At 54.3% G+C, this 23,853-nt stretch carries 23 protein-coding genes; 17 read left to right on the top strand and 6 right to left on the bottom strand.

The annotated features are described in order from the left end of the window. Positions 1-80: 80 nt before the first annotated feature. From HHJ18_RS10845 to slmA, 17 genes are all read left to right on the top strand, one after another. Positions 81-2,048, top strand: coding sequence for an acyltransferase family protein (locus HHJ18_RS10845; protein ID WP_296915058.1), 1,968 nt, complete (start codon positions 81-83; stop codon positions 2,046-2,048). 93 nt (positions 2,049-2,141) lie between these two features. Then, on the top strand, positions 2,142-2,894 hold the full coding sequence (locus tag HHJ18_RS10840) for an acyltransferase (protein WP_296915055.1): 753 nt from the start codon (positions 2,142-2,144) through the stop codon (positions 2,892-2,894). A 44-nt stretch (positions 2,895-2,938) separates the two neighbouring features. Next, entirely contained in the window at positions 2,939-3,349 is a 411-nt protein-coding gene (locus HHJ18_RS10835) for an FdtA/QdtA family cupin domain-containing protein (RefSeq protein WP_296915052.1), read from the top strand. After that, positions 3,346-4,446 (top strand): DegT/DnrJ/EryC1/StrS family aminotransferase, encoded by a 1,101-nt coding sequence (locus tag HHJ18_RS10830; protein ID WP_296915050.1) that lies wholly within the window; start codon positions 3,346-3,348, stop codon positions 4,444-4,446. Before HHJ18_RS10835 ends, HHJ18_RS10830 begins: the two co-directional genes overlap by 4 nt. Beyond that, positions 4,439-5,707: an O-antigen translocase gene (locus tag HHJ18_RS10825; RefSeq protein WP_296915048.1), complete on the top strand. Its 1,269-nt coding sequence runs from the start codon at positions 4,439-4,441 to the stop codon at positions 5,705-5,707. The genes HHJ18_RS10830 and HHJ18_RS10825 overlap by 8 nt, the downstream gene beginning before the upstream one ends. A 168-nt stretch (positions 5,708-5,875) precedes the next feature. Beyond that, positions 5,876-6,817 carry a glycosyltransferase family A protein gene (locus tag HHJ18_RS10820; RefSeq protein ID WP_296915209.1) on the top strand — a complete coding sequence of 314 codons (942 nt, stop codon included), beginning with the start codon at positions 5,876-5,878 and terminating at the stop codon, positions 6,815-6,817. A gap of 212 nt (positions 6,818-7,029) precedes the next feature. Then, the gene (locus HHJ18_RS10815; protein WP_296915045.1) at positions 7,030-8,340 is read left to right on the top strand and encodes a hypothetical protein; all 1,311 of its coding nucleotides are present in this window, start codon (positions 7,030-7,032) and stop codon (positions 8,338-8,340) included. Positions 8,341-8,403: 63 nt separating this feature from the next. Continuing rightward, on the top strand, positions 8,404-9,312 hold the full coding sequence (locus HHJ18_RS10810; protein ID WP_296915043.1) for a glycosyltransferase family 2 protein: 909 nt from the start codon (positions 8,404-8,406) through the stop codon (positions 9,310-9,312). After that, positions 9,309-10,151: a glycosyltransferase gene (locus tag HHJ18_RS10805; RefSeq protein WP_366558830.1), complete on the top strand. Its 843-nt coding sequence runs from the start codon at positions 9,309-9,311 to the stop codon at positions 10,149-10,151. The genes HHJ18_RS10810 and HHJ18_RS10805 overlap by 4 nt, the downstream gene beginning before the upstream one ends. Before the next feature lie 145 nt (positions 10,152-10,296). Beyond that, the gene (locus tag HHJ18_RS10800; protein ID WP_296915042.1) at positions 10,297-11,244 is read left to right on the top strand and encodes an SDR family oxidoreductase; all 948 of its coding nucleotides are present in this window, start codon (positions 10,297-10,299) and stop codon (positions 11,242-11,244) included. Between the two features lie 105 nt (positions 11,245-11,349). Further along, positions 11,350-11,577: a DUF2281 domain-containing protein gene (locus tag HHJ18_RS10795; RefSeq protein WP_296915040.1), complete on the top strand. Its 228-nt coding sequence runs from the start codon at positions 11,350-11,352 to the stop codon at positions 11,575-11,577. Continuing rightward, complete coding sequence (locus HHJ18_RS10790) at positions 11,564-11,947, top strand: type II toxin-antitoxin system VapC family toxin (RefSeq protein WP_296915037.1); 384 nt, start codon at positions 11,564-11,566, stop codon at positions 11,945-11,947. Before HHJ18_RS10795 ends, HHJ18_RS10790 begins: the two co-directional genes overlap by 14 nt. Positions 11,948-12,105: 158 nt before the next feature. Beyond that, positions 12,106-12,666, top strand: coding sequence for a sugar transferase (locus tag HHJ18_RS10785; protein ID WP_296915035.1), 561 nt, complete (start codon positions 12,106-12,108; stop codon positions 12,664-12,666). A gap of 203 nt (positions 12,667-12,869) precedes the next feature. Then, a complete protein-coding gene (locus HHJ18_RS10780; RefSeq protein ID WP_296915033.1) occupies positions 12,870-13,235 on the top strand; it encodes an H-NS histone family protein in 366 nt (121 codons plus the stop codon). 24 nt (positions 13,236-13,259) lie between these two features. Then, the gene (locus tag HHJ18_RS10775) at positions 13,260-15,152 is read left to right on the top strand and encodes a nucleoside-diphosphate sugar epimerase/dehydratase (RefSeq protein ID WP_296915030.1); all 1,893 of its coding nucleotides are present in this window, start codon (positions 13,260-13,262) and stop codon (positions 15,150-15,152) included. Between the two features lie 91 nt (positions 15,153-15,243). Further along, positions 15,244-16,164: an acetylglutamate kinase gene (gene argB / locus HHJ18_RS10770; protein ID WP_296915027.1), complete on the top strand. Its 921-nt coding sequence runs from the start codon at positions 15,244-15,246 to the stop codon at positions 16,162-16,164. Between the two features lie 345 nt (positions 16,165-16,509). Further along, positions 16,510-17,160 carry a nucleoid occlusion factor SlmA gene (gene slmA / locus HHJ18_RS10765; RefSeq protein WP_296915024.1) on the top strand — a complete coding sequence of 217 codons (651 nt, stop codon included), beginning with the start codon at positions 16,510-16,512 and terminating at the stop codon, positions 17,158-17,160. A gap of 198 nt (positions 17,161-17,358) precedes the next feature. Here the strand turns inward: slmA and HHJ18_RS10760 are convergent, their stop codons facing one another. The 6 genes from HHJ18_RS10760 to HHJ18_RS10735 are packed head-to-tail and all read right to left on the bottom strand — an operon-like array spanning position 17,359 to position 23,764. Continuing rightward, positions 17,359-18,423, bottom strand: a complete 1,065-nt coding sequence (locus HHJ18_RS10760; RefSeq protein WP_296915021.1) for a malate/lactate/ureidoglycolate dehydrogenase — start codon at positions 18,421-18,423, stop codon at positions 17,359-17,361. Positions 18,424-18,482: 59 nt separating this feature from the next. Further along, entirely contained in the window at positions 18,483-20,009 is a 1,527-nt protein-coding gene (locus tag HHJ18_RS10755) for a UxaA family hydrolase (protein ID WP_296915018.1), read from the bottom strand. Then, the gene (locus HHJ18_RS10750; protein WP_296915016.1) at positions 20,009-21,406 is read right to left on the bottom strand and encodes a TRAP transporter large permease; all 1,398 of its coding nucleotides are present in this window, start codon (positions 21,404-21,406) and stop codon (positions 20,009-20,011) included. Before HHJ18_RS10750 ends, HHJ18_RS10755 begins: the two co-directional genes overlap by 1 nt. Positions 21,407-21,418: 12 nt before the next feature. Next, positions 21,419-21,985 (bottom strand): TRAP transporter small permease, encoded by a 567-nt coding sequence (locus HHJ18_RS10745; protein WP_296915013.1) that lies wholly within the window; start codon positions 21,983-21,985, stop codon positions 21,419-21,421. 12 nt (positions 21,986-21,997) lie between these two features. Continuing rightward, entirely contained in the window at positions 21,998-22,984 is a 987-nt protein-coding gene (locus HHJ18_RS10740; protein ID WP_296915010.1) for a sialic acid TRAP transporter substrate-binding protein SiaP, read from the bottom strand. A 60-nt stretch (positions 22,985-23,044) separates the two neighbouring features. Beyond that, positions 23,045-23,764, bottom strand: a complete 720-nt coding sequence (locus HHJ18_RS10735; protein WP_296915008.1) for a FadR/GntR family transcriptional regulator — start codon at positions 23,762-23,764, stop codon at positions 23,045-23,047. Positions 23,765-23,853 lie beyond the last annotated feature (89 nt).

Here is a 23,853-nt window from a genome sequence, read left to right as displayed (position 1 = left end):
GCCGATAGCACGCGCAGCCGCGCCAGATCACGAAACTACCAAGTTTTATACGAGACGTTCTTTAGTTGCTTTTATTTAATATGAATTTTTTTGCTACTGCGCCACCACCCGAAGCTCTGACCCATCCAAAATACCGCGCTGACATCGACGGACTGCGTGCCGTCGCCGTGCTCTCGGTTGTGGGTTTTCATGCATTCCCGGGGCTGATCGTGGGCGGCTTCATAGGCGTCGACATCTTTTTTGTCATCTCTGGCTTTCTGATTTCAACGATCATATTTGGCAACCTTCAAAACGACTCTTTCAGCTATTTGGAGTTTTATCGGCGACGGGTTCGGCGGATATTTCCCGCCCTGGTGGTCGTGCTTCTGGCCTGTCTCGGCGTAGGCTGGTTCGGCTTACTGGCCAGCGAATACGAGCAGGTTGGCAAGCACACTCTCGGCGGTATAGGTTTCGTGTCCAACTTAATACTATGGGGTGAGTCTGGCTACTTCAATTCCTCTGCAGAGGCAAAGCCGCTGCTACACCTGTGGAGCCTTGCAATAGAGGAGCAGTTTTATATCATCTGGCCGCTATTGCTGGGATTGGCCTGGAAGCGCAAGTGGAACTTGTTAGCCATTGCGGCAGCTGTCGCCTTGGTGTCCTTCGGGGTCAACCTGCTGAGTTTTCCAGAGCATGCAGAGGCTGCGTTCTATTCCCCGCTTTCGCGTTTTTGGGAGCTAATGATTGGCGGATTGTTAGCTTATGCTGTTTTGTTCAAGCCTATTTCGATTTCAAAGCACCGTAACGTCCAGTCCATCGTTGGAATGGCGCTGATCGTCGTTGGTTTGGTGTTTATCAATAAAGCTCGAGCTTTCCCAGGCTGGTGGGCACTCTTACCAACTTTGGGGGCAGCATTGCTTATCTCGGCAGGGCCGGCAGCGTGGGTAAATCGCATCGTGCTATCTAACAAGTTAGCGGTCTGGTTTGGGAAAATCAGCTACCCGCTGTATTTGTGGCATTGGCCAATGTTGTCATTGGCACTGATCCTAAACAGTGGGGAACACACTTCAAGCACGGTGCGTGTTGGCTTGGTTCTTCTCTCAATCGTTTTGGCATGGCTTACTTACAAGACAATCGAAACGCCTATACGCGTCAGCAACAGGGGTTCGACCTCGCAACTCGTCAGTATCTTCTTTTTTGTCGGAGTATTTGCCACGCCCATATTGTTCTTTGACGGCTTACCCCAGCGGCCGGTGAACAGAGACGAGACTAGGGTTTTCCTTGATCGCTACAACAAGCTGCACAAGTTTGGCATGTCTGATTACTATCAAGAGCGGTGCGATTTCTATGACTGGCCTACTGGCGCCAACAAGGGCGTGGTTGATAAGGCCTGTACGGCCGTTAGTGGTAGTCGTCCCGCATACCTCCTATGGGGTGACTCGCATGCACAAGCACTCTCATTTGGCTTCCGGAAAAACATCTCGCCTATGGCCCAACTAGCCCTTATCGCCACAAGCGGGTGCAAACCAAAGCTCCAACATGATCCCGAGAACGGCGCGAATAAAGCTGCATGTCAAGTTAGCAACCAGTTCGCGATAGATTTCATCAAGAAGAACAAGCCAGCGCGGGTGTTCGTCGCGCAAGGCGAAGAACATGATCTGACGGATTGGTTTAAGGTTGCACAATTCGTTGAGGCAAACCAAGGTGAACTAGTACTCGTTGGACCCGTACCGCAATGGCGACCTTCGTTGCCGGTCATCGTTGCAAAGGGTTTGAAGGTTCAGCGCGATTACATTTCCGAAGGTCTGGATGCCAAGATCATCGAGACAAACGCTAAATTGCGGGCGACTTATGCGAACAGCAACGTCCGCTACGTTTCCCTCATTGACAAGTTGTGCCGGGCGAACGAATGCCGTGCGAGAGTACCTTCCAACGATGAATTCAATTTACTTGTTATCGACTATGGACACCTCACTCCGGCCGGGTCGGACTTCGTGGTTAAAAGTTTTTTGTGGGAGCAGCTCCAGCCTACCAATTTGGGCCAATTGGCGCAATTATCACGACCTTGATAAACATACTTAGCAGCCATTCGCGGCCAAACCAACGCAACTTTTTATCGTCCCAAGCAGGCTTATCAATACAACCCAACTCAAGCTCATTCAATGACAAAACCTCTTATTCATCCAAGCGCTCTTGTTTCACCTCAAGCTAAGTTAGGTGGAAATGTAACTGTTGGGCCGTTCACTGTCATACACGAGAACGTGCACGTGGGTAGTGGCACGCGCATTGACGGTTATTGTGAGTTGGGCTACCCAACTTCACTGGCAGATGGTCAACCGCTAATCATCGGGCGTGATTCAGTCATTCGTTCGCATAGCGTTTTCTATCAAGGTTCGCATTTCGGCGATGGTCTTGTTACCGGGCACCGCGTAACAGTACGCGAGAAAACCAAGGCCGGAAAAAACCTTCAAATTGGCACGCTCTGCGATATTCAGGGCCACTGTGAAATTGGTGACTATGTGCGTTTTCATAGCAATGTTCACATTGGCCAACACTCATGCATTGGTAACTATGTCTGGATATTTCCCTATGTGGTACTTACAAATGACCCTCATCCACCAAGTGAAGTGATGTTGGGTGTCACTATCGAAGATTTTGTCGCGATTGCAACCATGTCGATCATCTTGCCCGGCGTGACTGTGGGCAAAGGGGCCTTGGTTGGCGCGCATAGTTCGGTTTCGCGTGATGTAGCTGCTGACACGGTAGTAGGTGGTGCGCCAGCTAAGTTTATTTGCGATACCAGTAAAATTAAACTGAAAGATGGTTCAAATTTGAGCGCCTATCCGTGGCGTAAGCATTTCCATCGTGGGTATCCTGAAGAGCTTGTTGCTGCGTGGATTAAAGAGTTTTCTTGAAATTTTTTTCGGAAATAAATTAATACACAAGAAAAGTTACTGAAATGAATATTGATCTCTGCAAAATAATTGAACTTCCAAAAATTACGGACCCCCGCGGCAACCTGAGCTTTATCGAAGGGGGTAACCAGATTCCCTTTGACATACAGCGCGTTTATTACCTTTACGACGTGCCGGGCGGCGCCGAGCGTGGCGGTCATGCACACAAGGGCTTGCACCAACTCATCATTGCCATGTCGGGCAGTTTTGACGTGGTGCTTGATGACGGAAAAAATAAAAAACGCGTGCACCTCAGCCGCTCCTACAACGGCCTGTATGTATGCCCCATGATCTGGCGCGAGCTGGACAACTTTTCCTCAGGCTCCGTCTGCATGGTGCTGGCCTCCAACAAATACGACGAAGCAGACTATTACCGCGACTACGCAGAATTTATGAGAAATCGGTGGCAAGCATGAACATTCCATTTTTAGACTTGGGCGCGGCCTACCTCGAACTGCAAACTGAAATTGACGCAGCCGTTGCCCGAACACTGGCCTCGGGTTACTACATTGGGGGGCCCGAGGTAGAGGCATTCGAAGAAGAATTTGCCAGCTACTGCTGCGCAACCCAGGCCATAGGCGTAGCCAACGGTCTGGACGCTCTGCACCTGGCCCTGCGCGCCATGGACGTGCGGCCGGGCGACGAAGTCATCGTGCCCAGCAACACCTACATTGCTACCTGGCTGGCAGTGAGTCAGTGCGGCGCCACGCCGGTACCGGTAGAGCCCGATGCGCGCACCTTCAACATTGACCCGGCGCTGATTGAAGCGGCCATCACCCCCCGCACCAAAGTCATCCTGCCGGTGCACCTCTACGGACAGCCAGCCGACATGGATTTAATTTTGGCCATTGCGCGCAAACATGGAATACGTGTGCTTGAAGACGGAGCGCAAGCTCACGGCGCACGCTATAAAGGTCAGCGTATTGGGACGCATGGGGACGCCGTGGCCTGGAGCTTTTACCCCGGCAAGAACCTGGGCGCCATGGGCGACGGCGGCGCAGTGACCACCAACGATGCGCAACTGGCCGACCGCATCCGCGTGTTGCGCAACTACGGCTCACGCGTGAAATACGTCAACGAAGTGCAGGGTTATAACAGCCGGCTGGACCCACTGCAGGCCGCCATCTTGCGCGTCAAATTGGCGCACCTGGATGAATGGAACGCCCGTCGCAGCATCATCGCCCAGCTTTACCAAACAGGTTTGGCCGGCGGCGGCCTGACGCTGCCGCATGTTCCCGACTGGGTCGAGCCGGTGTGGCACTTATATGTGGTGCAACACCCGCAGCGCGACGCACTGCAACAGGCGCTTACCGATGCCGGTGTGGGTTCGCTGATTCATTACCCCATTCCGCCGCATCGCCAACAGGCCTATGGACAGGCCGGATGGGAGGAGGGTGCCTTTCCGCTGGCCGAGCACATGGCGGCTCAGGTATTAAGCCTCCCAATTGGGCCGGCGATGCCGGCGAGTGACGTCGAACAAGTAATAGAAGCGGTAAAAGCTAATCTTGCATGAATTAATTAGCGTGAGGAAACTATTAACTGTCACGCTATTTAGCGGCTTGCTCACCTTGTTGCGGATGGCTAGCGGATTTGTCATCGCCAAGGTGGTAGCCATTTATACCGGGCCGAGTGGTATTGCCATGCTTGGGCAAGTTCAAAGTCTGGTTAGTGCGCTCAGTGGCATCACTGCTGCGCCGGCGGGGACTGGCGTGGTGCGTTACACCGCCGAATACCAGGCTGCGGGATTAGATGGTTGCGCCCCATGGTGGAAGGCTGCTCTGAAATGGATCGTGGTGCTGTTGGCTGTAGTCATTCCTGTTGCGTGTATTTTTGCCAAACCTTTGGCTCACTGGGTATTTGGTGACGTGAATTATTTCTGGTTAGTCGTGATGACGGCGCTGGCGTTGCCCTTGTCCGCAGCCAATACTCTGATCGCATCGGTGATTAACGGTCAGCATCAGTACCGCCGCTTTATTGGGCTAGGAATGGTGTCGGTGATTATTGCCACCATCGTAATGGTGGTGCTGGTGATGGAAGAAAACCTCAAAGGCGCAATGATCGCCGCGGTTTTGTTCTCAAGTATCTCCGGCCTGGTAATGCTGGTCGGATCAGTCCAACAGCCGTGGTTCCGTCTAAAGTATTGGTGGGGTGCAACTGACAGTGCACATCTGAAAGGCATCGGTGGCTACGTCGCAATGGCTGTGACCACCGCGCTGACCGTGCCGGTGTCGTTGCTGATGGTGCGAAATATTCTGATCGCGCAGGTCGGTTGGGAGCAGGCTGGCCACTGGCAAGCGGTATGGAAAATATCCGAGGTGTACCTTGGTGTGATCACCATGGCATTAAGCACCTACTTCCTGCCCAAGCTGGCTTCGTTGGAGGGAGCAGGCGCGATTCTGAAGGAAATTAAAACAACCGCAAAGATAGTGATGCCGATTGTGTTGCTATTGGCAATCGCGGTCTATCTACTGCGCGATGTGGCTATTAGCTTGATATTTACGGAGGCGTTTCGTCCGGCGCGGGAATTGTTTGCGATTCAGTTGGTGGGCGATGTGGTAAAGATTATGTCCTGGCTCTATGCATATCCAATGTTATCTCGTGGTGCGACAAAATGGTTTATGGGGAGCGAAATAGCTTTCTCCATAATGTTTGTTTTGCTAGCATATGTTTTCGTGGCGAAATATGGCGTCCATGGTGCAAACTTCGCCTATACAGCGAACTATTGTTTGTATCTACTTTTCTTATATAAGAATTTGAAACATTTTTCCCGTTGATTTTATTATTGCAGATTCTATTCTTTTTAACACTAGATAATTATATATTCGGATGGGTATTGTGGGGTTATGTACAGCTAGAATAGATGGCCGCCGCTTGGTTTGCTCAGGTTTTCTCTGCGTCGCTAGTACTATCTCGCTTGATGTGACACAAAGACTGCTTTGAAAATGTTGATAACCTCCGCCTCTGACTACCCACTTATTAGTGTTTTAATTCCCGCCTATAACCATGCCCGGTATATTAGGTCTTGCCTTGACAGTATATTGAGCGACGGATACCCGAATTTGGAAGTAATTGTCCTCGACGACGGTTCAACCGATGAGACTTATCGATTAGCAGACGAATGGTTCAGTACCCATGGGCATCGTCTAAATCACTATATTCTAATGCGTCAAGATAATCAAGGGGTTACAAAAACACTAAACACCTTACTGCGAACGTTTACGAGTGAATATTTGGTGCTGCTCGCGAGTGATGACATGCTTCTGAAGGGAGGCATTGAGGCGCGGCTCGCTACTCTTAAGGGTGCGCCAAAGGCATTGGCCATTTTTGCCGATTGCATTGGCATAGACGAAGCAGGTAAGAAAATCTGTAGCTCAGTATTGGTCGACAAGTTTCATGCTAACGTAAGTGCACTTTCAAATTGCCGCACCCGACCATACGAACTCATACTCAATTGGTGTATTCCCGGCCCGGTTTATCTGGCAAAACGCGAAGTACTAAAAAAAATCGGATACTACGATGAGGCCTTCCGAGTAGAAGATCGGGATTACTACCTAAAACTCATTGCGAGCGATGCACTCGCTTTTACCGCTAGCAAAGTTGCGGCGTATCGCCTCCATGACGCAGCAAGCACGGGGACACGGGAACGGCAGGTTCAGGTCGGATTGGAAGTAATGCGAATAGAACTGCATAATTTAGACCGCTTCATGGGCCTCAAACGGACGGCGCTTTGGCTAGCACTGCGAGGAAACTCAGCAAATTTCCGACGGACCACGGGGATTAAAGTAATCATCCCGTTCATGCAGACCGCTATTGCCCGTTCAGCAGCGCTGGGGTACAAATACATGGCTCGCTTGGTAGCATATATTGATGGAAAGATGCACTAATGACACCAGTGGATTTTCTCGACTTGGTGTCTCAGCATGTAGAGGTAGCACTCTTTTTAAGTCCGGTCTTGATTCTCGTCTGTTGATTAGTTAATAGATCGGCTAAGGGCAATTCCACTCTTGAGATTTAGAATACTATATAAAGTTTCTGCCAACAATACAAAAGTCGGCAGTTAAATTACGCCAATAATTGAATTCATAAGGCAAAAATCTTGTTCTATTTTTTAATAGGTATGTTATGCCTATTGCTCGCTTTATCAGCATTTATTCTGAAATCAGCAGGATTTCGTTTTCTCGGAGAAAATGCACATCCGCTATCGCTGGTAATTCTATTGCAAATATTATTTTTTACACTTCCAGGAACAATTGCCATAGGTGTTTTGGATTTTCCGATGTCATTTGATATGGATATGGATATTAGCCAAAGCGCGAAGGAGTATGCGGTAATAAGTACAATTCTAAGTATTATTTTATTTTTTCTTGGACTTGCCTTCCTTTTTAAGAGCAGAATATTATCGCCATTGTATTATAGAGCGCAGGACGAAAAAATATCAACTTTAAAATGGTTGACCTTCGTCTCGCTAATTATACTGGCGATAAAATTAGCATCCATATCAGAGATTCCTTTGTTGCTAGCTTTTAGTGGCGATATAGTGGCTGCCGGGGAAGCAAAAGTTCGAATTTTAACTAATCAGGAGGGCATCACAGTTTTTGGCTTGAATTATATTTTTAGAAGTTTTACTTCCTACGTATATCTCGCTTCGGTTATGTTGCTCTCTTATGACCCGAAGAATAGCGTAAAACGAGCAATATTTATCGCAAATATACCATTGGCTCTTATTAATTCATTGTATGACATTCAGAAATTTACGATTGTACTTTTAGTAGTGTCAACTTTTTGGCTATTCTATATTCGTGGCGGTCGAGCGAAATATCTTATCCGTGGTGGTCTTTTGGGTTTTGGACTGAGTGCTGTGATGTTCGTTATCACGCTTGGCTATGAGTTTGACATGGCGCTGGTTCAAGACACGCTGTTACGAATATTTGCCGGGCAAAACGAGGGTATGTTTTATATATATCAATTCTTAACGCCAGATGAAAAATATCTATGGCTTGGAATGCCGTTGGCTGGTCTATTTGGCCTCCAGCAAATCGATCCTGCTGCAGAAGTGGTCCAGATATTATTTCCAACGGCTGGAGATGCTTGGCTCAATGCGAACACCTATTACCTAGCCCATGCATGGACGATATTTGGAACTTGGTCGATAATTTTAGGACCATTATTCGTTCTTTTTAATATAACCGTCGTGCTAAATATAGCTCGTCCATTTGTGGCAAAAAATCCAACAATTTACTATCCTGTCATATTTTGGCTCATTATACGTGTTCCGATAGTTAACAATTACTCAGATTTTTTATGGTTCAAGGTCGTTCTTGATTTTGCAATTAATTTTGGGTTTGTATTTGTTGTAGATTATTTATCTCGAAGCAATTTTGCAATTCAGCAACCAGAAAAGAAATAAAGCATTTCTTATTTGTATTATTTTTAGATATAGATAATATTTAATATCTGAATGAGTGAGAATATGGAAGATAATTCTAAAATATTTGCGGTTGTTGTCACATATTATCCTGACTTGTCTCATCTTGCAGTGTTTATTCGTGAGTTGTGCGCTCAATTTGAAAGAGTTGTTATCGTTGATAATGGTTCGCCTGACACGAGTTTGTTATGCGAAGTGACGGTTAACAGTCAGGTAGACTTGGTATTAAATAAGGTGAATTTGGGGATTGGCGCGGCTCAAAATATAGGCATAGAGAATTCTCTTGTCAAAGGCGTAACTCACGTCATAGTTTTTGATCAAGACAGCATGGTGACACCTGGCTTTCGCAAACATCTCATTGAGGCTGAGGAGGCGTTGAAACAAAAGGGTGTAGGTGTTGCAGCTGTCGGACCAAAGTTAATTGATCAGGCTACAGGCAACATAATACCGTTTGTGACATTTGTTCATGGATTTAAGCGACGACTATCCGTTACCACGCCGGAACAGGTTGTTGAATGTTTTTCGCTTTTAAGTTCTGGAACGTTGATGTCTCGTGAATCTCTTGAGACCGTCGGCCTAATGCGCGAAGACTTATTTTTGGAATATGTGGATGTTGAATGGGGCGCACGCGCACGTCTACGAGGCCTTAAATCCTATGGAGTCGCCGCCGCGACGCTGTTTCATAATCTTGGGGATCAGCGACTGAAAATTGGCCCCATCATTGTGCCGCTGCATTCGCCATTACGGCATTACTACACAATGCGAAATGCAGTGGCTATGCAAAAGCATCCAGCTTTTCCGTTGTATTGGAAGTTTTACGATATTGTTCGAACTGTGCGCGGATTTTTACTTTTTGCCTGTGTTAACCCGCCACGACTTAAGCAAGTGAAATTTATGCTCCTTGGGCTCTATCATGGAGTTATAGGGAAGAGCGGACCATTTCCGGGTAAATGATGACAATACAACAGTTACCGGCAGCTATGGAGTTTTCCATACTTATGTCACTGTACTCGCGCGAGATGCCATCTTCACTAGAATGCGCGTTGAAAAGCATTACGAGTCAGACGCTGCCACCACGGGAAGTAATTCTTGTTATCGATGGTCCTATTGGGGAGGAATTGGAATCAATAGTCCAATCGCACTTAACAATGCTCCCAATGAAAATAGTACGACTTTCCAGGAATGTCGGCCTTGCCGCTGCTCTGAACGAAGGGCTAAAACACTGCAGCTATGATCTGGTGGCGCGTTTTGATACAGACGATTGGTGCTCGCCGGAACGCTTTGAGGCGCAATGCTCCTGGATGAACAAGCACCCCGACGTCGACGTGCTGGGAACATGGATCGCAGAATTCGAAGTTGACCCTCACGTGACTTCGGGGCTACGGAAAGTCCCGCTTGAGCATGCGCAGATAGTGCGATTTGCTCGGACCCGAAACCCCATGAATCACATGACTGTGATGTATCGAAAATCAGCGGTCGATTCGGCAGGGGGTTATCAAGAACTCGATCTGATGGAGGATTACTGGCTCTGGGTGCGGATGATTAATAATGGGTATAAATTCGCCAATCTGGCGCAAGTGTTTGTCCATGCCCGAGCTGGAGCGGGACTGCTGGAGAGGCGCGGTGGAATGCGTTATGTAAAGAGCGAAATAAAGGCTCAGCGGCTATTTCTGGCGGCTGGGTTTATTACTTTTCCACGGGCGCTTTATAACCTTGTTTTACGGGTGTTTCCAAGATTGGTCCCGGGCTCTGTTCGTGGCATACTTTATCGCGTTGCTCTTCGTTCTCGCTAGTCATGCTGTTTGATAGTCATATTGAGATATTTAAAAATGCAACCGAGGCTGTGTCTTCTGTTTTGTTTAATGGCGTCTCGCGCTATCGATGAGTCGTGTATTGATTCCGGGCTTCGGTGGCGAACGAATCCGGAAGGATTTCTGATTGTCTGAAATACTTGTTACTGGCTCGACAGGGTTCGTGGGTAAAGCGGTCGTGCACCGCTTACTGAATGACGACGGATCGCGGCGGGTGGCAGTTGCTTTACGTAAAGACGGTGAGCAATGGTCGGACAGAATTTTGTCCCGCGTTACGGGTGACCTAGAGCCCTCAACCGACTGGTCGCTTGCGCTTGATGGCGTGTCGGTGCTTTTGCATTGTGCGGCACGGGTTCATGTGATGGCTGAGACCGCGGTAAACCCGCTGGACGAGTTTCGTCGGGTAAATGTACAAGGCACGTTAAATCTGGCCCGGCAGGCGGCTAAAAGCGGTGTGCGCCGATTTGTGTTTATTAGCTCAATTGGAGTGAATGGAGCAGCGACATCTCACCAGCCGTTTACCTCCGAAGATCAGGCCCAGCCACATTCCCCCTACGCACAATCAAAGTACGAGGCCGAATTAGGGTTGCAAGCCTTGGCCACTAAAACCGGTATGGAGGTGGTGATTATTCGCCCTCCGCTTGTGTACGGGCCAGATGCACCCGGAAATTTCGGCTCACTGATGCGCTGGCTTCTGCGCGGCATACCCTTGCCGCTGGGCGCCATTCACAACCAGCGCAGTCTGGTGGCGCTAGACAACCTGGTCGATTTGATCGTGACTTGCCTTACGCATCCCGCAGCAGCCAATCAGACTTTTCTGGTCTCCGATGGCGAGGATGTTTCGACCGCGGAACTGTTGCGACGCATGGGTCAGGCCATGGGCCGCCCGGCGCATTTGATTCCTGTGCCGACCAGTTGGCTGAAATTGGCGGCCACGATGGTAGGCAAGCAGGATGTGGCGCAGCGCCTGTGCGGCTCTTTGCAAGTGGATATTGAAAAAACCCGGCGCTTGCTGGGCTGGACGCCTCCGCTTTCGCTGGATGAGGGTTTGCGACGGGCGGCGGCGGGCAATTAAGTCATGCATCGGCCATCAGAATGAAGTCCACAGGGGTAAGGATCCAGCCACCGATGCACTTTTGCAATGGGGGCTTGTAAAATGCAAACATTTACGGGAGTTCATATGTCGACGACAGCCGAAAAACTATGGGAAATTACTCGTACGCTGCCTGAGCCCTTACTGGCTGAGGTATTGGACTTTGCTGAGTTTTTGCGAGTCAAGCGTGTTCCGATTGAACATGTTCCCCCACTGTTGCGCCTGTCTGACCTTTGCGGCGGTCTGGAAGATTCGTTGACATTTGGCGCCGAACCTATGGCAATTCAGCGGAAGATGCGTGATGAGTGGCATTAAGTACCTGCTGGACACAAACTGCATTTTGGGATTGCTCAAAGCAACGCCAGAAGTGCTTGAAATGGTGTCTCAGCGAGCTTTGTTGGCTTCAGAGTGTGCTTACAGTGCAATCACCCGAATGGAGCTGTTGGGCTATCCGGGCATAAATGCTGCCGAAGAACAATTGATAGTGGATCGACTGTCTAAATTCACCTATCGGACCATCACGATTGAGATTGAAGATGGAGCCATCGCCCTGCGCCGTGCGCATAAAGTCAAACTGCCCGATGCCATTATTGCCGCGACTGCTATTCATGATGGGCTTGAGCTACTCACATTCGACATTGCTTTGCTGTCCATCGTGCGTTCAGTGTCAGGTTCTGGTGCTTAAGTGGCGTCGCTGGTTAATCCTTCCACGCGACCCCTTGCGACCATTCAGCATTTAGGTCAGGCTAGTCCGAAAGGGGTGACTCGCTGCGCGCGGAATGCAGCGATTGAAATAGCGTTTCATCCCCGACCGAGGTTTCACGAAAGCTGCAGAAGATGGACGTGAAACGCGTATTTGATCTGTTGCTGGCCCTGGCTGCGGCTGTGATCCTGGCTGTGCCAGTATTGTTGGTGGCCGCCCTGGTGCGGCTGACCTCGCCTGGCCCAGCCCTATACTGGTCTGATCGGGTAGGGCGCCTCAACACCATTTTCAAAATGCCCAAGTTCCGCAGCATGCGGGTAGGCACACCAGCGGTCGCTACACACCTGCTGGCTGACGCCCATGCGCATCTCACGCCGATTGGCAGTTTCTTGCGCAAGAGCAGTTTGGACGAGTTGCCGCAACTGTGGAGTATTTTTGCAGGAGACATGAGCTTTGTTGGTCCGCGACCTGCGCTTTTTAACCAGCATGACCTGATAGAACTGCGAACACGGCTTGGTGTGCATAAATTGATGCCGGGGCTCACAGGCTGGGCGCAGATCAATGGACGCGACGAATTGCCCATTCCTGAGAAGGTCAAGCTGGATGTTGAATATCTTCAGCGGCAGTCGCTGTGGTTTGACATTCATATCTTGTGGTTGACGTTTTTAAAGGTAGTTCGGCGCGAGGGCGTTACGCACTAACGTCGGGTTGTCCAAAAATGGGTGCGCTCGATGCGTCGCACCTGGTGCGGCACTCATTTGGCTTGAAAAATTAATTTTCTCATTGCGGTGAAAATGCCAAGGCGCGTGAGTGCGTCGCGATTAAAGAACGCATCTATTTTAAATTTCAAGACGTCGCGGTTACAGTATGACTTTTCAAAGCCAACCCAAGAAGGAATTCAGACATGAGTAATTTGATTGATCTCCAGAGCCAGATTGAAAAGCTGCAAAAGCAGGCCGATGAAATCAAGTCGCGGGAATTTGATAAAACCGTGCAGGAAATCCTTGCAAAAATGCAGGCCTTCGGAATTACCGTCAAGGACTTGGGTACGAGCAAGCGCAAGGGCGCTAAAGGCAAAACCAAAGCCCCGGCCAAGACACCCGCAGCGGGCAAACGGGCAAGTTCTGGTGTTAAAAAGCCGCCTGTGGCCGCCAAATTCCGTGGACCCAACGGCGAAACCTGGAGCGGCCGCGGTTTGATGCCTCGCTGGCTTTCAGCGCTGGTTTCGCAAGGGCAATCTAAAGAAAACTTTGCCATCACGGCTCAGTAGAACTGGAAGGCTTCAGGCAATCAAATGCAGGAAAAAGTTCTCAGCTGGCCTCGTACTTTCAAGCTTTTGATTGTTGTCGCGATAGACGTCGGTATGTCCGTGCTGGCGACCTGGCTGGCGTTCAGTTTGCGGCTCGATACTCTGCACTGGCCCAGCGGGGCGCAGTGGTGGGTTTATGCGCTGGCGCCTACGCTGGCCGTGCCGCTATTCATCCGCTTCGGGCTGTACCGCGCCATATTCAGGTACACCGGTCAGGCCGCTTTGCTGGCGACAGCAAAGGCCGTTGCGGTTTACGGCGGGTTGCTTCTGGGCTTGTTGCTGCTGGTGCGCTGGCCGGGCGTACCGCGTACCCTGGGCGTATTGCAGCCCATGATATTTTTGCTGCTGGTCGGGGCAAGTCGGGCTGTTGCGCGATTTTGGTTGGCCGGCTGGGAGCAGCGGCACAACGATGACGGCCGATTATTGATTTTTGGCGCGGGTACGGCGGGCGTGCAAACAGCGGCAGCACTGGGAATATCAGGCCAGTATCAGTTGCTGGGATTTGTCGATGATGATTTGGGCAAGGTCGGTCGAAGCATCAATGGCATCCGGGTATATTCCCAGCAGGATGTTGCCGGCCTGGTAGCCCGTGAAGGGGTGACAGATATTTTGCTGGCACTCCCCAGCGCATCTCGCGAACGGCGCAACAACATCATTCAAAGCCTGCACTCGCTGCCGGTGCATATTCGAACCCTGCCGGGTCTGGCTGATTTGGCCAGCGGCCGCGTAACGGTTCAGGATTTCAAGGAACTGGATATTGAAGACCTGCTGGGGCGCGATCCTGTTGCGCCCCTTGCGGGTCTGCTGACGCGCAATCTGGCGGGCAAAGTGGTATTGGTCAGCGGCGCCGGCGGCAGTATCGGCAGTGAGTTGTGCCGGCAGATTCTGGCAGAGCGGCCGCGCCAGCTTTTGCTGCTGGACCACAGCGAGTTCGGTTTGTACAGCATTCACCAGGAGTTGCAGGGCTTGCAACCAGCTCAGGGCCTGAAGGCGGAATTGGTGCCCTTGCTGGGTTCAGTCATCAATCCGCTTCGGCTGCGGGAAATCTGCGAGACCTATCGCCCTGACAGCGTTTATCACGCGGCGGCCTACAAGCATGTGCCGATGGTCGAGGCCAACCCGGCAGAAGGCATTTTTAACAACGTCTTCGGTACGCTCAATATGGCTGAGGCCGCACTGGCCAGCGGCGCGTCGCGGTTCGTGCTGATTTCCACCGACAAGGCGGTTCGGCCGACCAACGTCATGGGCGCCAGCAAGCGCATGGCCGAACTGGTGCTGCAGGCGCTGGCTGAAAGAGCTGCTCCGCAGACGGATGAAAAGCTGGTTACCTGTTTCAGTATGGTGCGGTTTGGCAATGTGCTGGGCTCCAGCGGCAGCGTGGTGCCCCTGTTCCGGCGCCAGCTTGCCGCGGGCGAACCCCTGACTGTGACGCACTCCGAGGTGACGCGCTATTTCATGACCATTCCCGAGGCCGGGCAACTGGTGTTGCAGGCCGGGGCCATGGCCACCGGGGGCGATGTCTTTGTGCTCGATATGGGTGAGCCCGTCAAAATCATTGATCTGGCCCGCCGCATGGTGGCGTTGTCTGGCATGAAGGTGCGTGACGAGGCAAATCCCGAGGGCGATGTAGAAATTGCCATCACCGGTTTGCGTCCCGGCGAAAAGCTGTACGAAGAGCTGCTGATTGGCGACAACCCCGCGCCGACAGCCCATCCGCGCATCATGAAGGCGCATGAGGTATTTATGGCGTGGCCCGAGCTTGCGCTGCATTTGCAGACCTTGCGCGGCGCTGCGGCAGCCAGCGATGTGGCGCGCATCAAGGCGGTGTTGAAAGCCTGTGTTCATGGCTATGGGGATCAGCCTTGTGACGATGCCTGAATCCGCAATCGGTTGAGTGCTAGCGGACAGGACGGGCGGAGGTGCACCGAGATACGGCACAATTTGCTAATTGACTTAACTACCTGGCGCCATGACCACACCCCTTGCCACTCCCTCCGTCGATCCTGATCTATCCCACATCGGACCGCGTGACAAGGCCGAGATTCTGGCCCAGGCGCTGCCCTACATCCGCAAGTTCCACGGCAAAACTATCGTCATCAAGTACGGCGGCAATGCCATGACAGACCCGGCGCTGCAGGCCGATTTTGCCGAAGACGTGGTGCTGCTCAAGCTGGTCGGCATGAACCCGGTGGTGGTGCACGGCGGCGGACCGCAGATTGAAGCGGCACTGAACCGTCTCGGAAAAAAGGGGCGCTTCATTCAGGGCATGCGCGTGACCGACGATGAAACCATGGAGGTGGTCGAATGGGTGCTGGCCGGCCAGGTTCAGCAGGATATCGTGGGCCTGATCAACCAGGCCGGCGGCAAGGCGGTCGGCCTCACGGGGCGCGACGGCGGCCTGATCCGGGCGCGCCAACTCAAGATGCTCGACAAGGACGATGCGGACAAGGCGCATGACATCGGCTTCGTCGGCGAAATCGTCAGCATCGACCCCAGCGTGGTCAAGGCACTGCAGGACGATGCCTTCATTCCCGTCATCAGCCCGATTGGCTTTGGCGAGGAAAACGAGAGCTACAACATCAACGCCGACGTGGTGGCGGGCAAGCTGGCCATCGTGCTCAAGGCCGAAAAGCTTGTTCTGTTGACCAATACTCCCGGCGTGCTGAACAAGGCCGGCGAACTGCTGACCGACCTGAGCGCCCGCGAGATTGACGAGCTGTTTGCCGATGGCACGATTTCGGGCGGCATGCTGCCCAAAATAGAAGGCGCGCTGGATGCGGCCAAAAGTGGCGTCAATGCGGTCCACATCATTGACGGCCGGGTGCCGCATGCCATGCTGCTGGAGATTTTGACCGATCAGGCCTACGGGACCATGATTCGCTCGCATTGAGCGGGCGCCGGGCTATGTCCGCGTTCAACTGCGTTCAACTGCGTTCAACTGCGTTCAAACCTGTCCGGATCAAATCGGCAAGATGCAGCATGCGTGAGATGAACTAAATTCGTCGAAGGTTCGCTGCACTTTTTTCTCCTGAGTACTGTTGGCGCGATGCTCTGAGCAGCCAAACCGACCTGTTGAAAAGCTAAAAATTTTGCTGGCGCCATGAGCAAAAACCCCCACAAGATGGCGCCAGATCGCTTATCCCCCTGTGCGAGAATGGATTTGCAACGAACGCTGGTTTTTTGAAACACTTTTCATTTCGGGCCTTATCGCCCCCCTATCGCCCCAATTGCCCCTATGCCCGACTTTGCGTCTGAACCCGAACTGAGCCCGCTGGCCACGCCAGCGTTTGCGGAACCGGCAGCGCGCAAGCGTCCCAAGCCGGGAGAGCGCCGCGAGCAGATTCTGCAGGCCTTGGCGACCATGCTCGAGCAGCCGGGCGCCGAGCGCATCACCACCTCAGCCCTGGCCGCCAAACTGGATGTGAGCGAAGCGGCGCTGTACCGCCATTTCGCCAGCAAGGCGCAGATGTTCGAGGGGCTGATCGAGTTCATCGAGCAAAGCGTTTTTACACTCGTCAACCAGATCACCGAGCGCGAAACCGAACACGCCGCACGCACCCGCAAGCTGGTCGTCATGATTTTGCAATTCGGCGAAAAGAACCCAGGCATGGCGCGCGTGATGGTGGGAGATGCGCTAGTGTTTGAAAACGAGCGCCTGCAGGCACGCATGAACCAGTTTTTCGACAAGCTCGAGTCCAGCCTGAAGCAAAGCCTGCGCGATGCGGCCGCCGGCAATGGCGCCGCCACTCCGACGGTCGACGCGCAGGTGCGCGCATCGGTGATCGTCGCCTTCATGGTTGGGCGCCTGCAGCGCTTTAACCGCTCCGGCTTCAAGCGCTTGCCGACCGAGCACCTGGAAGCCAGCCTGAACGCCGTGCTGGCTTGAGCCTGCACTGTCGCATTGGCCGCTGATGCTATGAAAAAAGTAGCTGCTAGCGCCCGTTTCTATTGGGCTAGCGGCATTTTCTATATATCTGTTGATGAAGATGCTGTCGCAGCCCAATAGATACGGGCGCAAACAGCTATCAGTTTAATAGCATGCAAAAACGCATGAAAAGCGCAAACGTGGTCTTGGAATGGACTATCAGCTTGGCAGACTGATGCCCAGCTTAAGGCCCGCCGCCACAATTTCCTGCCAGGTAATGGCATCGATCACGATTCCCTCAGCTTCGCGTCGCAGCCGGGTCGCGCGCTCGGGCTCACCGGCAATCTGCACGGCGTCAAAGCCCGGCGCCACCGGCCCGTCCGTGAGCCAGTCAACAAACGCCAACGCTTCCTTTTCAAAGACCGCTTGTGTGCCCAGCCTAATCGGGTCGATCAAGATGGTGAGCATGCCGTTGACGACGGCGCGCACGGCGGGGTCGGTCGGTTTGTGCCAAGTGCCGCCGCCCGTCAGTGCGCCGCCCAGCAATTCGCAGGCTACGGCCAGGCCGTAACCCTTGTGCTCGCCAAAGGCCAGCAGGGCGCCAAACAGGCCATTACTTTGCGGCACCACGACCACACCGGGGTCTGTGGTTGGGCGGCCCATCTCGTCAATTAGCGTGCCGGGTTCGACCTGTATACCCTTGTTGTAGGCCACCCGCATCTTGCCTTGCGCCACACGGCTGGTGGCAAAGTCAAGCACGAAAGGCTCCCGCCCCTTGAGCGGCACGCCAATGCAGCAGGGATTGGTGCCGTAGCGGCCATCGGCGCCGCCAAACGGTGCGACGACCGGACGCGACAGCACATTGACAAAATGCAGCGACACCAGGCCCTGCGCCACGGCGATCTCGGCAAAGTGGCCGATGCGGCCCAGGTGGTGCGCGTTGCCCAGTGTCATGATGCAGCTGCCATGGGTTTTGGCGCGCTCTATGCCAAGCGCTATGGCCTGCTCGCCGACGATCTGACCGTAGCCGCGCTGGCCGTCCAGCGTCAAGAGCGAGCCGCTGTCTAGCAGCACGCGCACGCCGGTGTTGGGGCGAAGGCCGCCTTCGAGTACCGCGTCAACATAGCGTGGCAGCATGCCCACGCCGTGCGAGTCGTGGCCGCTCAAATTGGCCAGCACCAGGTTGGCCGCGACACTGGCAGCTTCTTCGGCGGAACTGTCGGCTGCTATTAAAACAGTAGCTACTTGCGCACGTAGGTCTTGGGCCTGGATTGTTTTTTGCATGTAAAAGTAGTTTGGTGAGGCGCACGAATCAGGTCAGTTGGCCGTAGGCCTAAGCTGACTCACATCACCGCGCCGACCTGCCAGGGCACAAATTCGTTCTGGCCATAACCGTGTGACTCGCTCTTGCTTTTGCCGCCCGAGGCGGTGGCCAGCACCAGCTCGAAAATACGCTGTCCCATCTCGGCCACTGTGCTGCTGCCGTCTATGATCTCTCCGCAGTTGAGGTCCATGTCGTCTTCCTGCTTGCGCCACAGCGCCGAGTTGGTCGACAGTTTGAGCGAGGGCGAGGGCGCGCAGCCGTAGGCCGAGCCGCGGCCGGTGGTAAAGCAGATCAGGTTGGCGCCGCCTGCCACCTGGCCAGTCGCGCTGACCGGGTCGTAACCGGGCGTATCCATGTAGACAAAGCCGTGCGCCGTCACTGCTTCGGCGTATTCGTAGACCGCCTGCAGATTGCAGGTACCGCCCTTAGCGACGGCGCCCAGCGATTTTTCAAGAATGGTCGTGAGCCCGCCCGCCTTGTTGCCGGGCGAGGGATTGTTGTTCATCTCGCCCTGGTTGATCTCGGTGTAGTGCTCCCACCACTTGATGCGGGCAATCAGTTTTTCACCGACCTCCCGCGTCACGGCTCGGCGCGTCAGCAAATGCTCGGCGCCGTAAATTTCGGGCGTTTCGCTCAAGATGGCGGTGCCGCCGTGCGCCACCAGCAAATCCACGGCAGCGCCGAGCGCTGGGTTGGCGCTGATGCCCGAGTAGCCGTCGGAGCCGCCGCATTGCAGGCCTATGGTGATGTGCGCGGCACTGCAAGGCTCGCGTTTCACGTTATTGACCTTGGGCAGCATCTGGTTGATCAGTGCCACGCCCTTGGCCACGGTCTTGGTGGTGCCGCCGCTGTCCTGGATGTTGAACACCTTGAAGGTCTCGCCTTCGCGCAGGCTGCTGCTGGCCAGCCAGGCATTGATCTGGTTGGCCTCGCAGCCCAGGCCCACCACCAGCACGGCGGCAAAGTTGGCATGCGTGGCATAACCGGCCAGCGTGCGCTGCAAAATCTGCATGCCCGTGCCCTCGGTGTCCATGCCGCAGCCGGTGCCGTGGGTCAGCGCCACCACGCCATCCACGTTCGGGAAGGCGCTGAGTGCGGCCGGATTGCTTTGCCGCGAAAAATGATCGGCGATGGCGCGCGCCGCCGTGGCCGAGCAGTTCACGCTGGTCAAAACGCCAATGTAGTTGCGCGTGGCGACGCGGCCGTCGGCGCGCTTGATGCCCATGAAGGTGGCTTCCAGCCGTGCCGGCTCGGGTTTGACATCAGCGCCAAAGGCGTAGTCGCGCGCGAAGTCGCCCTTGTCCGGACCCATGTCGAGGTTGTGGGTGTGAATGTGCTCGCCTGCGGCAATCGCTTTGCTGGCAAAACCGATGATCTGGTTGTAGCGCCGCACCGCATCGCCAGTCGCAATGGCGTGGCTGGCAATTTTGTGGCCGGCTGGTATCAGCCCCTTGACTGTGATGTTTTCAACTTGCGTGCCGCCGACCAGCTGGGCTCGGGCAATCAGCACATCGTCCTGGGGGTGGAGACGGATAAAAGGTGTCATTAGTTAAAAACCATGTTGGGGAGCCACAGAACGACCCTGGGGAAATAGGTGATGATGGCCAAACTGCCCAGCAAGGGCAGCAACCAAGGCAGGATTGCCACGGTGGTTCTTTCCACCGAGAGCTTGGCCACCCGCGCCAGCACAAACAGCACCATGCCCATGGGTGGATGCAGCAGGCCTATCATCAGGTTGAGCACCATCACAAGACCGAAGTGGACCAGATCAATGCCCAATTTCTGGCAGATCGGCACCAGTATGGGCACCAGGATGGTGATCGCCGCAGTCGGCTCCAAAAAGCAGCCGACGAACAGCATCAGCAGATTGGCCAGCAGCAAAAACATGTAGGGGCTCTGGGTAAAGCCCAGCACCCATTCGCTGATAGCGGCGGTGACGCCGGTGGCCGTCAGCATCCAGCCAAAAATGCTGGCGGCCGCGACAATGAACAGCACCGTGCTGGTGGTCTCCACGGTGTCCAGGCAGACCTTCACGAACGACTTGAAATTCAGCGTGCGGTACCAGGCAAAGCCCAGCAGCATGGCCCACAGGCAGGCGGCGATGGCGCCTTCAGTGGGCGTGAAAATGCCGGTCGTCATGCCGCCAATCAGCAGCACCGGCGTCATGATGGGCAGCGCGGCCTGGAACTTGAACAGCTTGTCGGCAACGAACAGCATGACCAGCCCGATAAACACCGTCAGCTGCGCTGGCAGGCCGCCCTTGACAATCAGCAGCCAAAGCAGCACCGGCCAGGCGATCACCACAACGGTTTCCAGCAGCGCCTTGATGACCCTGGGCCACTCGAACCTGACGTCGGCGCCCCAGCCGTTTTTGTGGGCAAACCAGGCCACCGTCAGCATCATCAAAATCGCCATGAGCACGCCCGGCAGAATGCCGGCGAGAAAGAGCGAGCCCACGCTGACGTTGGCCATCATGCCGTAGATCACAAACGGCAAACTCGGCGGAATGATGGGACCCAGCGTGGCCGAGGCCGCCGTCACACCGACGGCAAACTCGGTGCTGTAGCCGTGGTCCTTCATGGCCTTGATTTCAATCGTGCCCAGGCCGGCCGCGTCGGCAATGGCGGTGCCGCTCATGCCGGCAAAAATCACCGAGCCCAGCACGTTGACATGGCCCAGGCCACCTTTCATCCAGCCCACCAATGCCAGCGCGTAGTTATAGATGCGGTTGGTGATGCCAGCGTTGTTCATCAGGTTGCCAGCCAGAATAAAGAAGGGCACGGCCAGCAGGGGAAAGCTGTCGATGCCGCTGATCATGCGGTGGATCACCACAAACGGCGGCAGCGTGCCAGTCCACCAGATGTAGAGCAGCGCGGAGCCGGCCATGGCGATGGCGACCGGAATGCCGCCACTCAAGAGCAGCAGGAAAATAATTTTCAGCATAGGGTAGGTCGCTCAGACGTCATCCATAGTTGATTCAGGGCGTTCGAGCACGCTGTAGCCGCGCTTCCAGTGAAAGCGCGCCACCTGAATGGCACGCCAGGTCATGGCCGAAAAGCCGGCCATGCAGACGCCATAAACCAGGTTCATCGGCAGGTCAATCATCGTCATGCGGGCGTTACTCAGCTTGTTCATCATCATCAGCGTGAGCACCGCGAAGGCGAGAAGGAACACCACGCGCAGCAGGTCCACCAGAGTGGCCACAAAGCGGGCGATGGCGGGCGGCATGAACTTGAAGAAAAAATCGACCTGAATGTGGTTGTTCTTGCTGACACCGATGCAGGCGCCGACAAAGACCACACCGATCAGCAGATAGCGCGCGATCTCTTCGGTCCAGGCGGCAGAGTCGTTGAGCACATAGCGCGTGAAAAACTGGTAGAACACGGTGACGCCGAGGGCCCAGAAGATGCCCAGCGCAACCCAGGCTTCCCCTGTGGTGCCGGAGAGATCCACCGCCTCGTCCTGCGCGTGGAACTCGCCGTCGTCCCCCATGATTTTGGGGCCGGCGTCAATGTCTTGCATGATGCATCCTGCCTACTTGATTGCAGTGATGCGGTCGTAGTCGGCCTGGCGGTAGCCGTAGTCGGCGGGCTTGGCATTTTTCAACACGGCCTCGCGAAAGGCGTTTTTGTCCACCGTGATCACGTTGATGCCCTTCTGCTTGAATTCGTCAACCAGGCGCAGTTCCGAGGCAATGATTTCACGACCGGTTTTCTCGGCGGCTTCCTGCATCACGTCGCTGAAGATTTTCCGGTCGGCTTCCGACAGCTTGTTCCACAGCGCCCCGCCGACGACGGTCAGCAGCGAATCCACGATATGACCGGTCAACGAGATATTTTTCTGCACTTCAAAAAACTTCTTGGCCAGGATGGTGGGCAACGGGTTTTCTTGCGCGTCCACGGTGCCGTTCTGCAGCGCCAGATAAACCTCCGCAAAGGCAATCGGCGTAGCGTTGGCGCCCAGTGATTTTGGGAATGCAAGGTAAGCCGGCGCGTCAGGCACGCGGATTTTCAGACCCTTCATGTCTTCGGGTTTGGCAATCGGGCGGTTGGATGTCAGCTGGCGCGCGCCGTAGTAGTTCAGCGCCGTGATGTGGTTGCCGCTCTTGTCGTCATAGCCTTTGGCGAGCTCCTTGAACACCTCACTCTTGGCGTACTTGAGCTGGTGCTCGGAATCGCGAAAGATGAACGGGAAGTAGGTCACCGCCAGCGGCGGGTAGCTGGAGGCTGCAAAGCTCGCGCCGGTCAGGATGATGTCCACCGTGCCCAGCGTCAGGCCCTGGTTGATGTCAGACTCTTTACCCAGCGATGAGGCCGGAAACACCTGCACGTCGTAGCGGCCATTGGTGCGCTTCTTGATCTCGTCACCCGCCCAGACCGACCACTTGTGAAAGGGCTCGGAGGTTTCGTAGACATGCGCCCATTTCAGCTTGGTCTGCGCATGGGAAATGCCAAATGTGCTCATGGCGCCCGCCAATACTGCGCACATAGCTATGGTTTTAATAGCTAATCGTTTTGTCATGTTGTCTCCTCGGTTGAAAGAACGGTGAAAGTGAAAGGTGCAGTGACTGGGGCGCTTGAATCAGCTGGTTTTCGCGCGGCGCCAGCTTGCACTGAATCGGGAATGGGATTTGTCCATGTGGGCATGCATCGCAGCGCGGGCGGCGGCGCCATCATGCGCGCGGATGGCCGCAAAAATCGCTTCGTGCTCGGCTATGGCGGACTGCCATGATTTCATCGTCTCGAAATAGCCGACCAGGCGCTCGAACAGCGGGCCGCGGCGTGAATCCCAGAAACTCTGGACGGTTTCTATCAGCACCACGTTGCCGCAGGCCTCGACAATCGCGCTGTGAAATGCCCGGTCGCCTTCGATCGGCAGCACGCCCCCGTCGGCATCACTTTTCATCGAGTCAATGGCTTTGCGCATGGCGTCAATGTCCTTGCGTTTGGCCTGCACGGCAGCCATCGAGGCAATTTCGCCTTCCACCACGCGGCGAGCGCGTATCAGTTCGAGCGGTCCCCATTCGCTGGCCGCAATCTGCAGCCCCTTGGAGCGGTTGGTCCGCTTCGATCGATCCAGCACGTAGACGCCAGAACCGGTGCGGACTTCGACCCAGCCTTCCACCTCCATCGCGATCAGGGCTTCACGCACCGAGGGGCGGCTTACGCCCAGCTGCTTGGCCAAGTCGCGCTCGGCCGGCAGGCGGCTGCCTGCCGCAAACTCACCCGCACTGATCAGCGAGCGCAATTGCTCGGCAATCTGGCGGTACAGGCGGCGCGGTTCGACGGTTTGCAGAGGCATCGAGGGGTGCAGGAAGGTTTTGCAGGCTTTAAGGGTTAGTCAGAATTGGACAAGTGGTCAGGCCAATTAATAATCCCATGAAAGCGTTA

It is taken from the genome of Polaromonas sp. (assembly GCF_012927455.1).
GTDB lineage: Bacteria > Pseudomonadota > Gammaproteobacteria > Burkholderiales > Burkholderiaceae_C > Polaromonas.
The sequence above is the reverse complement of the archived record's forward strand: the minus strand, read 5'-3'. Positions and strand labels throughout refer to the sequence as shown.

What these genes read in the sequence shown, in the direction of transcription:
- HHJ18_RS10830 (WP_296915050.1), top strand. Translation starts at nt 3,346, where the DNA reads ATGAACATTCCATTTTTAGACTTGGGCGCGGCCTACCTCGAACTGCAA.
- HHJ18_RS10805 (WP_366558830.1), top strand. Translation starts at nt 9,309, where the DNA reads ATGATGACAATACAACAGTTACCGGCAGCTATGGAGTTTTCCATACTT.
- HHJ18_RS10810 (WP_296915043.1), top strand. Translation starts at nt 8,404, where the DNA reads ATGGAAGATAATTCTAAAATATTTGCGGTTGTTGTCACATATTATCCT.
- HHJ18_RS10735 (WP_296915008.1), bottom strand. Translation starts at nt 23,764, where the DNA reads ATGCCTCTGCAAACCGTCGAACCGCGCCGCCTGTACCGCCAGATTGCC.
- slmA (WP_296915024.1), top strand. Translation starts at nt 16,510, where the DNA reads ATGCCCGACTTTGCGTCTGAACCCGAACTGAGCCCGCTGGCCACGCCA.
- HHJ18_RS10740 (WP_296915010.1), bottom strand. Translation starts at nt 22,984, where the DNA reads ATGACAAAACGATTAGCTATTAAAACCATAGCTATGTGCGCAGTATTG.
- HHJ18_RS10780 (WP_296915033.1), top strand. Translation starts at nt 12,870, where the DNA reads ATGAGTAATTTGATTGATCTCCAGAGCCAGATTGAAAAGCTGCAAAAG.
- HHJ18_RS10840 (WP_296915055.1), top strand. Translation starts at nt 2,142, where the DNA reads ATGACAAAACCTCTTATTCATCCAAGCGCTCTTGTTTCACCTCAAGCT.
- HHJ18_RS10820 (WP_296915209.1), top strand. Translation starts at nt 5,876, where the DNA reads ATGTTGATAACCTCCGCCTCTGACTACCCACTTATTAGTGTTTTAATT.
- HHJ18_RS10760 (WP_296915021.1), bottom strand. Translation starts at nt 18,423, where the DNA reads ATGCAAAAAACAATCCAGGCCCAAGACCTACGTGCGCAAGTAGCTACT.
- HHJ18_RS10835 (WP_296915052.1), top strand. Translation starts at nt 2,939, where the DNA reads ATGAATATTGATCTCTGCAAAATAATTGAACTTCCAAAAATTACGGAC.
- HHJ18_RS10745 (WP_296915013.1), bottom strand. Translation starts at nt 21,985, where the DNA reads ATGCAAGACATTGACGCCGGCCCCAAAATCATGGGGGACGACGGCGAG.
- HHJ18_RS10790 (WP_296915037.1), top strand. Translation starts at nt 11,564, where the DNA reads ATGAGTGGCATTAAGTACCTGCTGGACACAAACTGCATTTTGGGATTG.
- HHJ18_RS10750 (WP_296915016.1), bottom strand. Translation starts at nt 21,406, where the DNA reads ATGCTGAAAATTATTTTCCTGCTGCTCTTGAGTGGCGGCATTCCGGTC.
- HHJ18_RS10755 (WP_296915018.1), bottom strand. Translation starts at nt 20,009, where the DNA reads ATGACACCTTTTATCCGTCTCCACCCCCAGGACGATGTGCTGATTGCC.
- HHJ18_RS10775 (WP_296915030.1), top strand. Translation starts at nt 13,260, where the DNA reads ATGCAGGAAAAAGTTCTCAGCTGGCCTCGTACTTTCAAGCTTTTGATT.
- HHJ18_RS10795 (WP_296915040.1), top strand. Translation starts at nt 11,350, where the DNA reads ATGTCGACGACAGCCGAAAAACTATGGGAAATTACTCGTACGCTGCCT.
- HHJ18_RS10845 (WP_296915058.1), top strand. Translation starts at nt 81, where the DNA reads ATGAATTTTTTTGCTACTGCGCCACCACCCGAAGCTCTGACCCATCCA.
- argB (WP_296915027.1), top strand. Translation starts at nt 15,244, where the DNA reads ATGACCACACCCCTTGCCACTCCCTCCGTCGATCCTGATCTATCCCAC.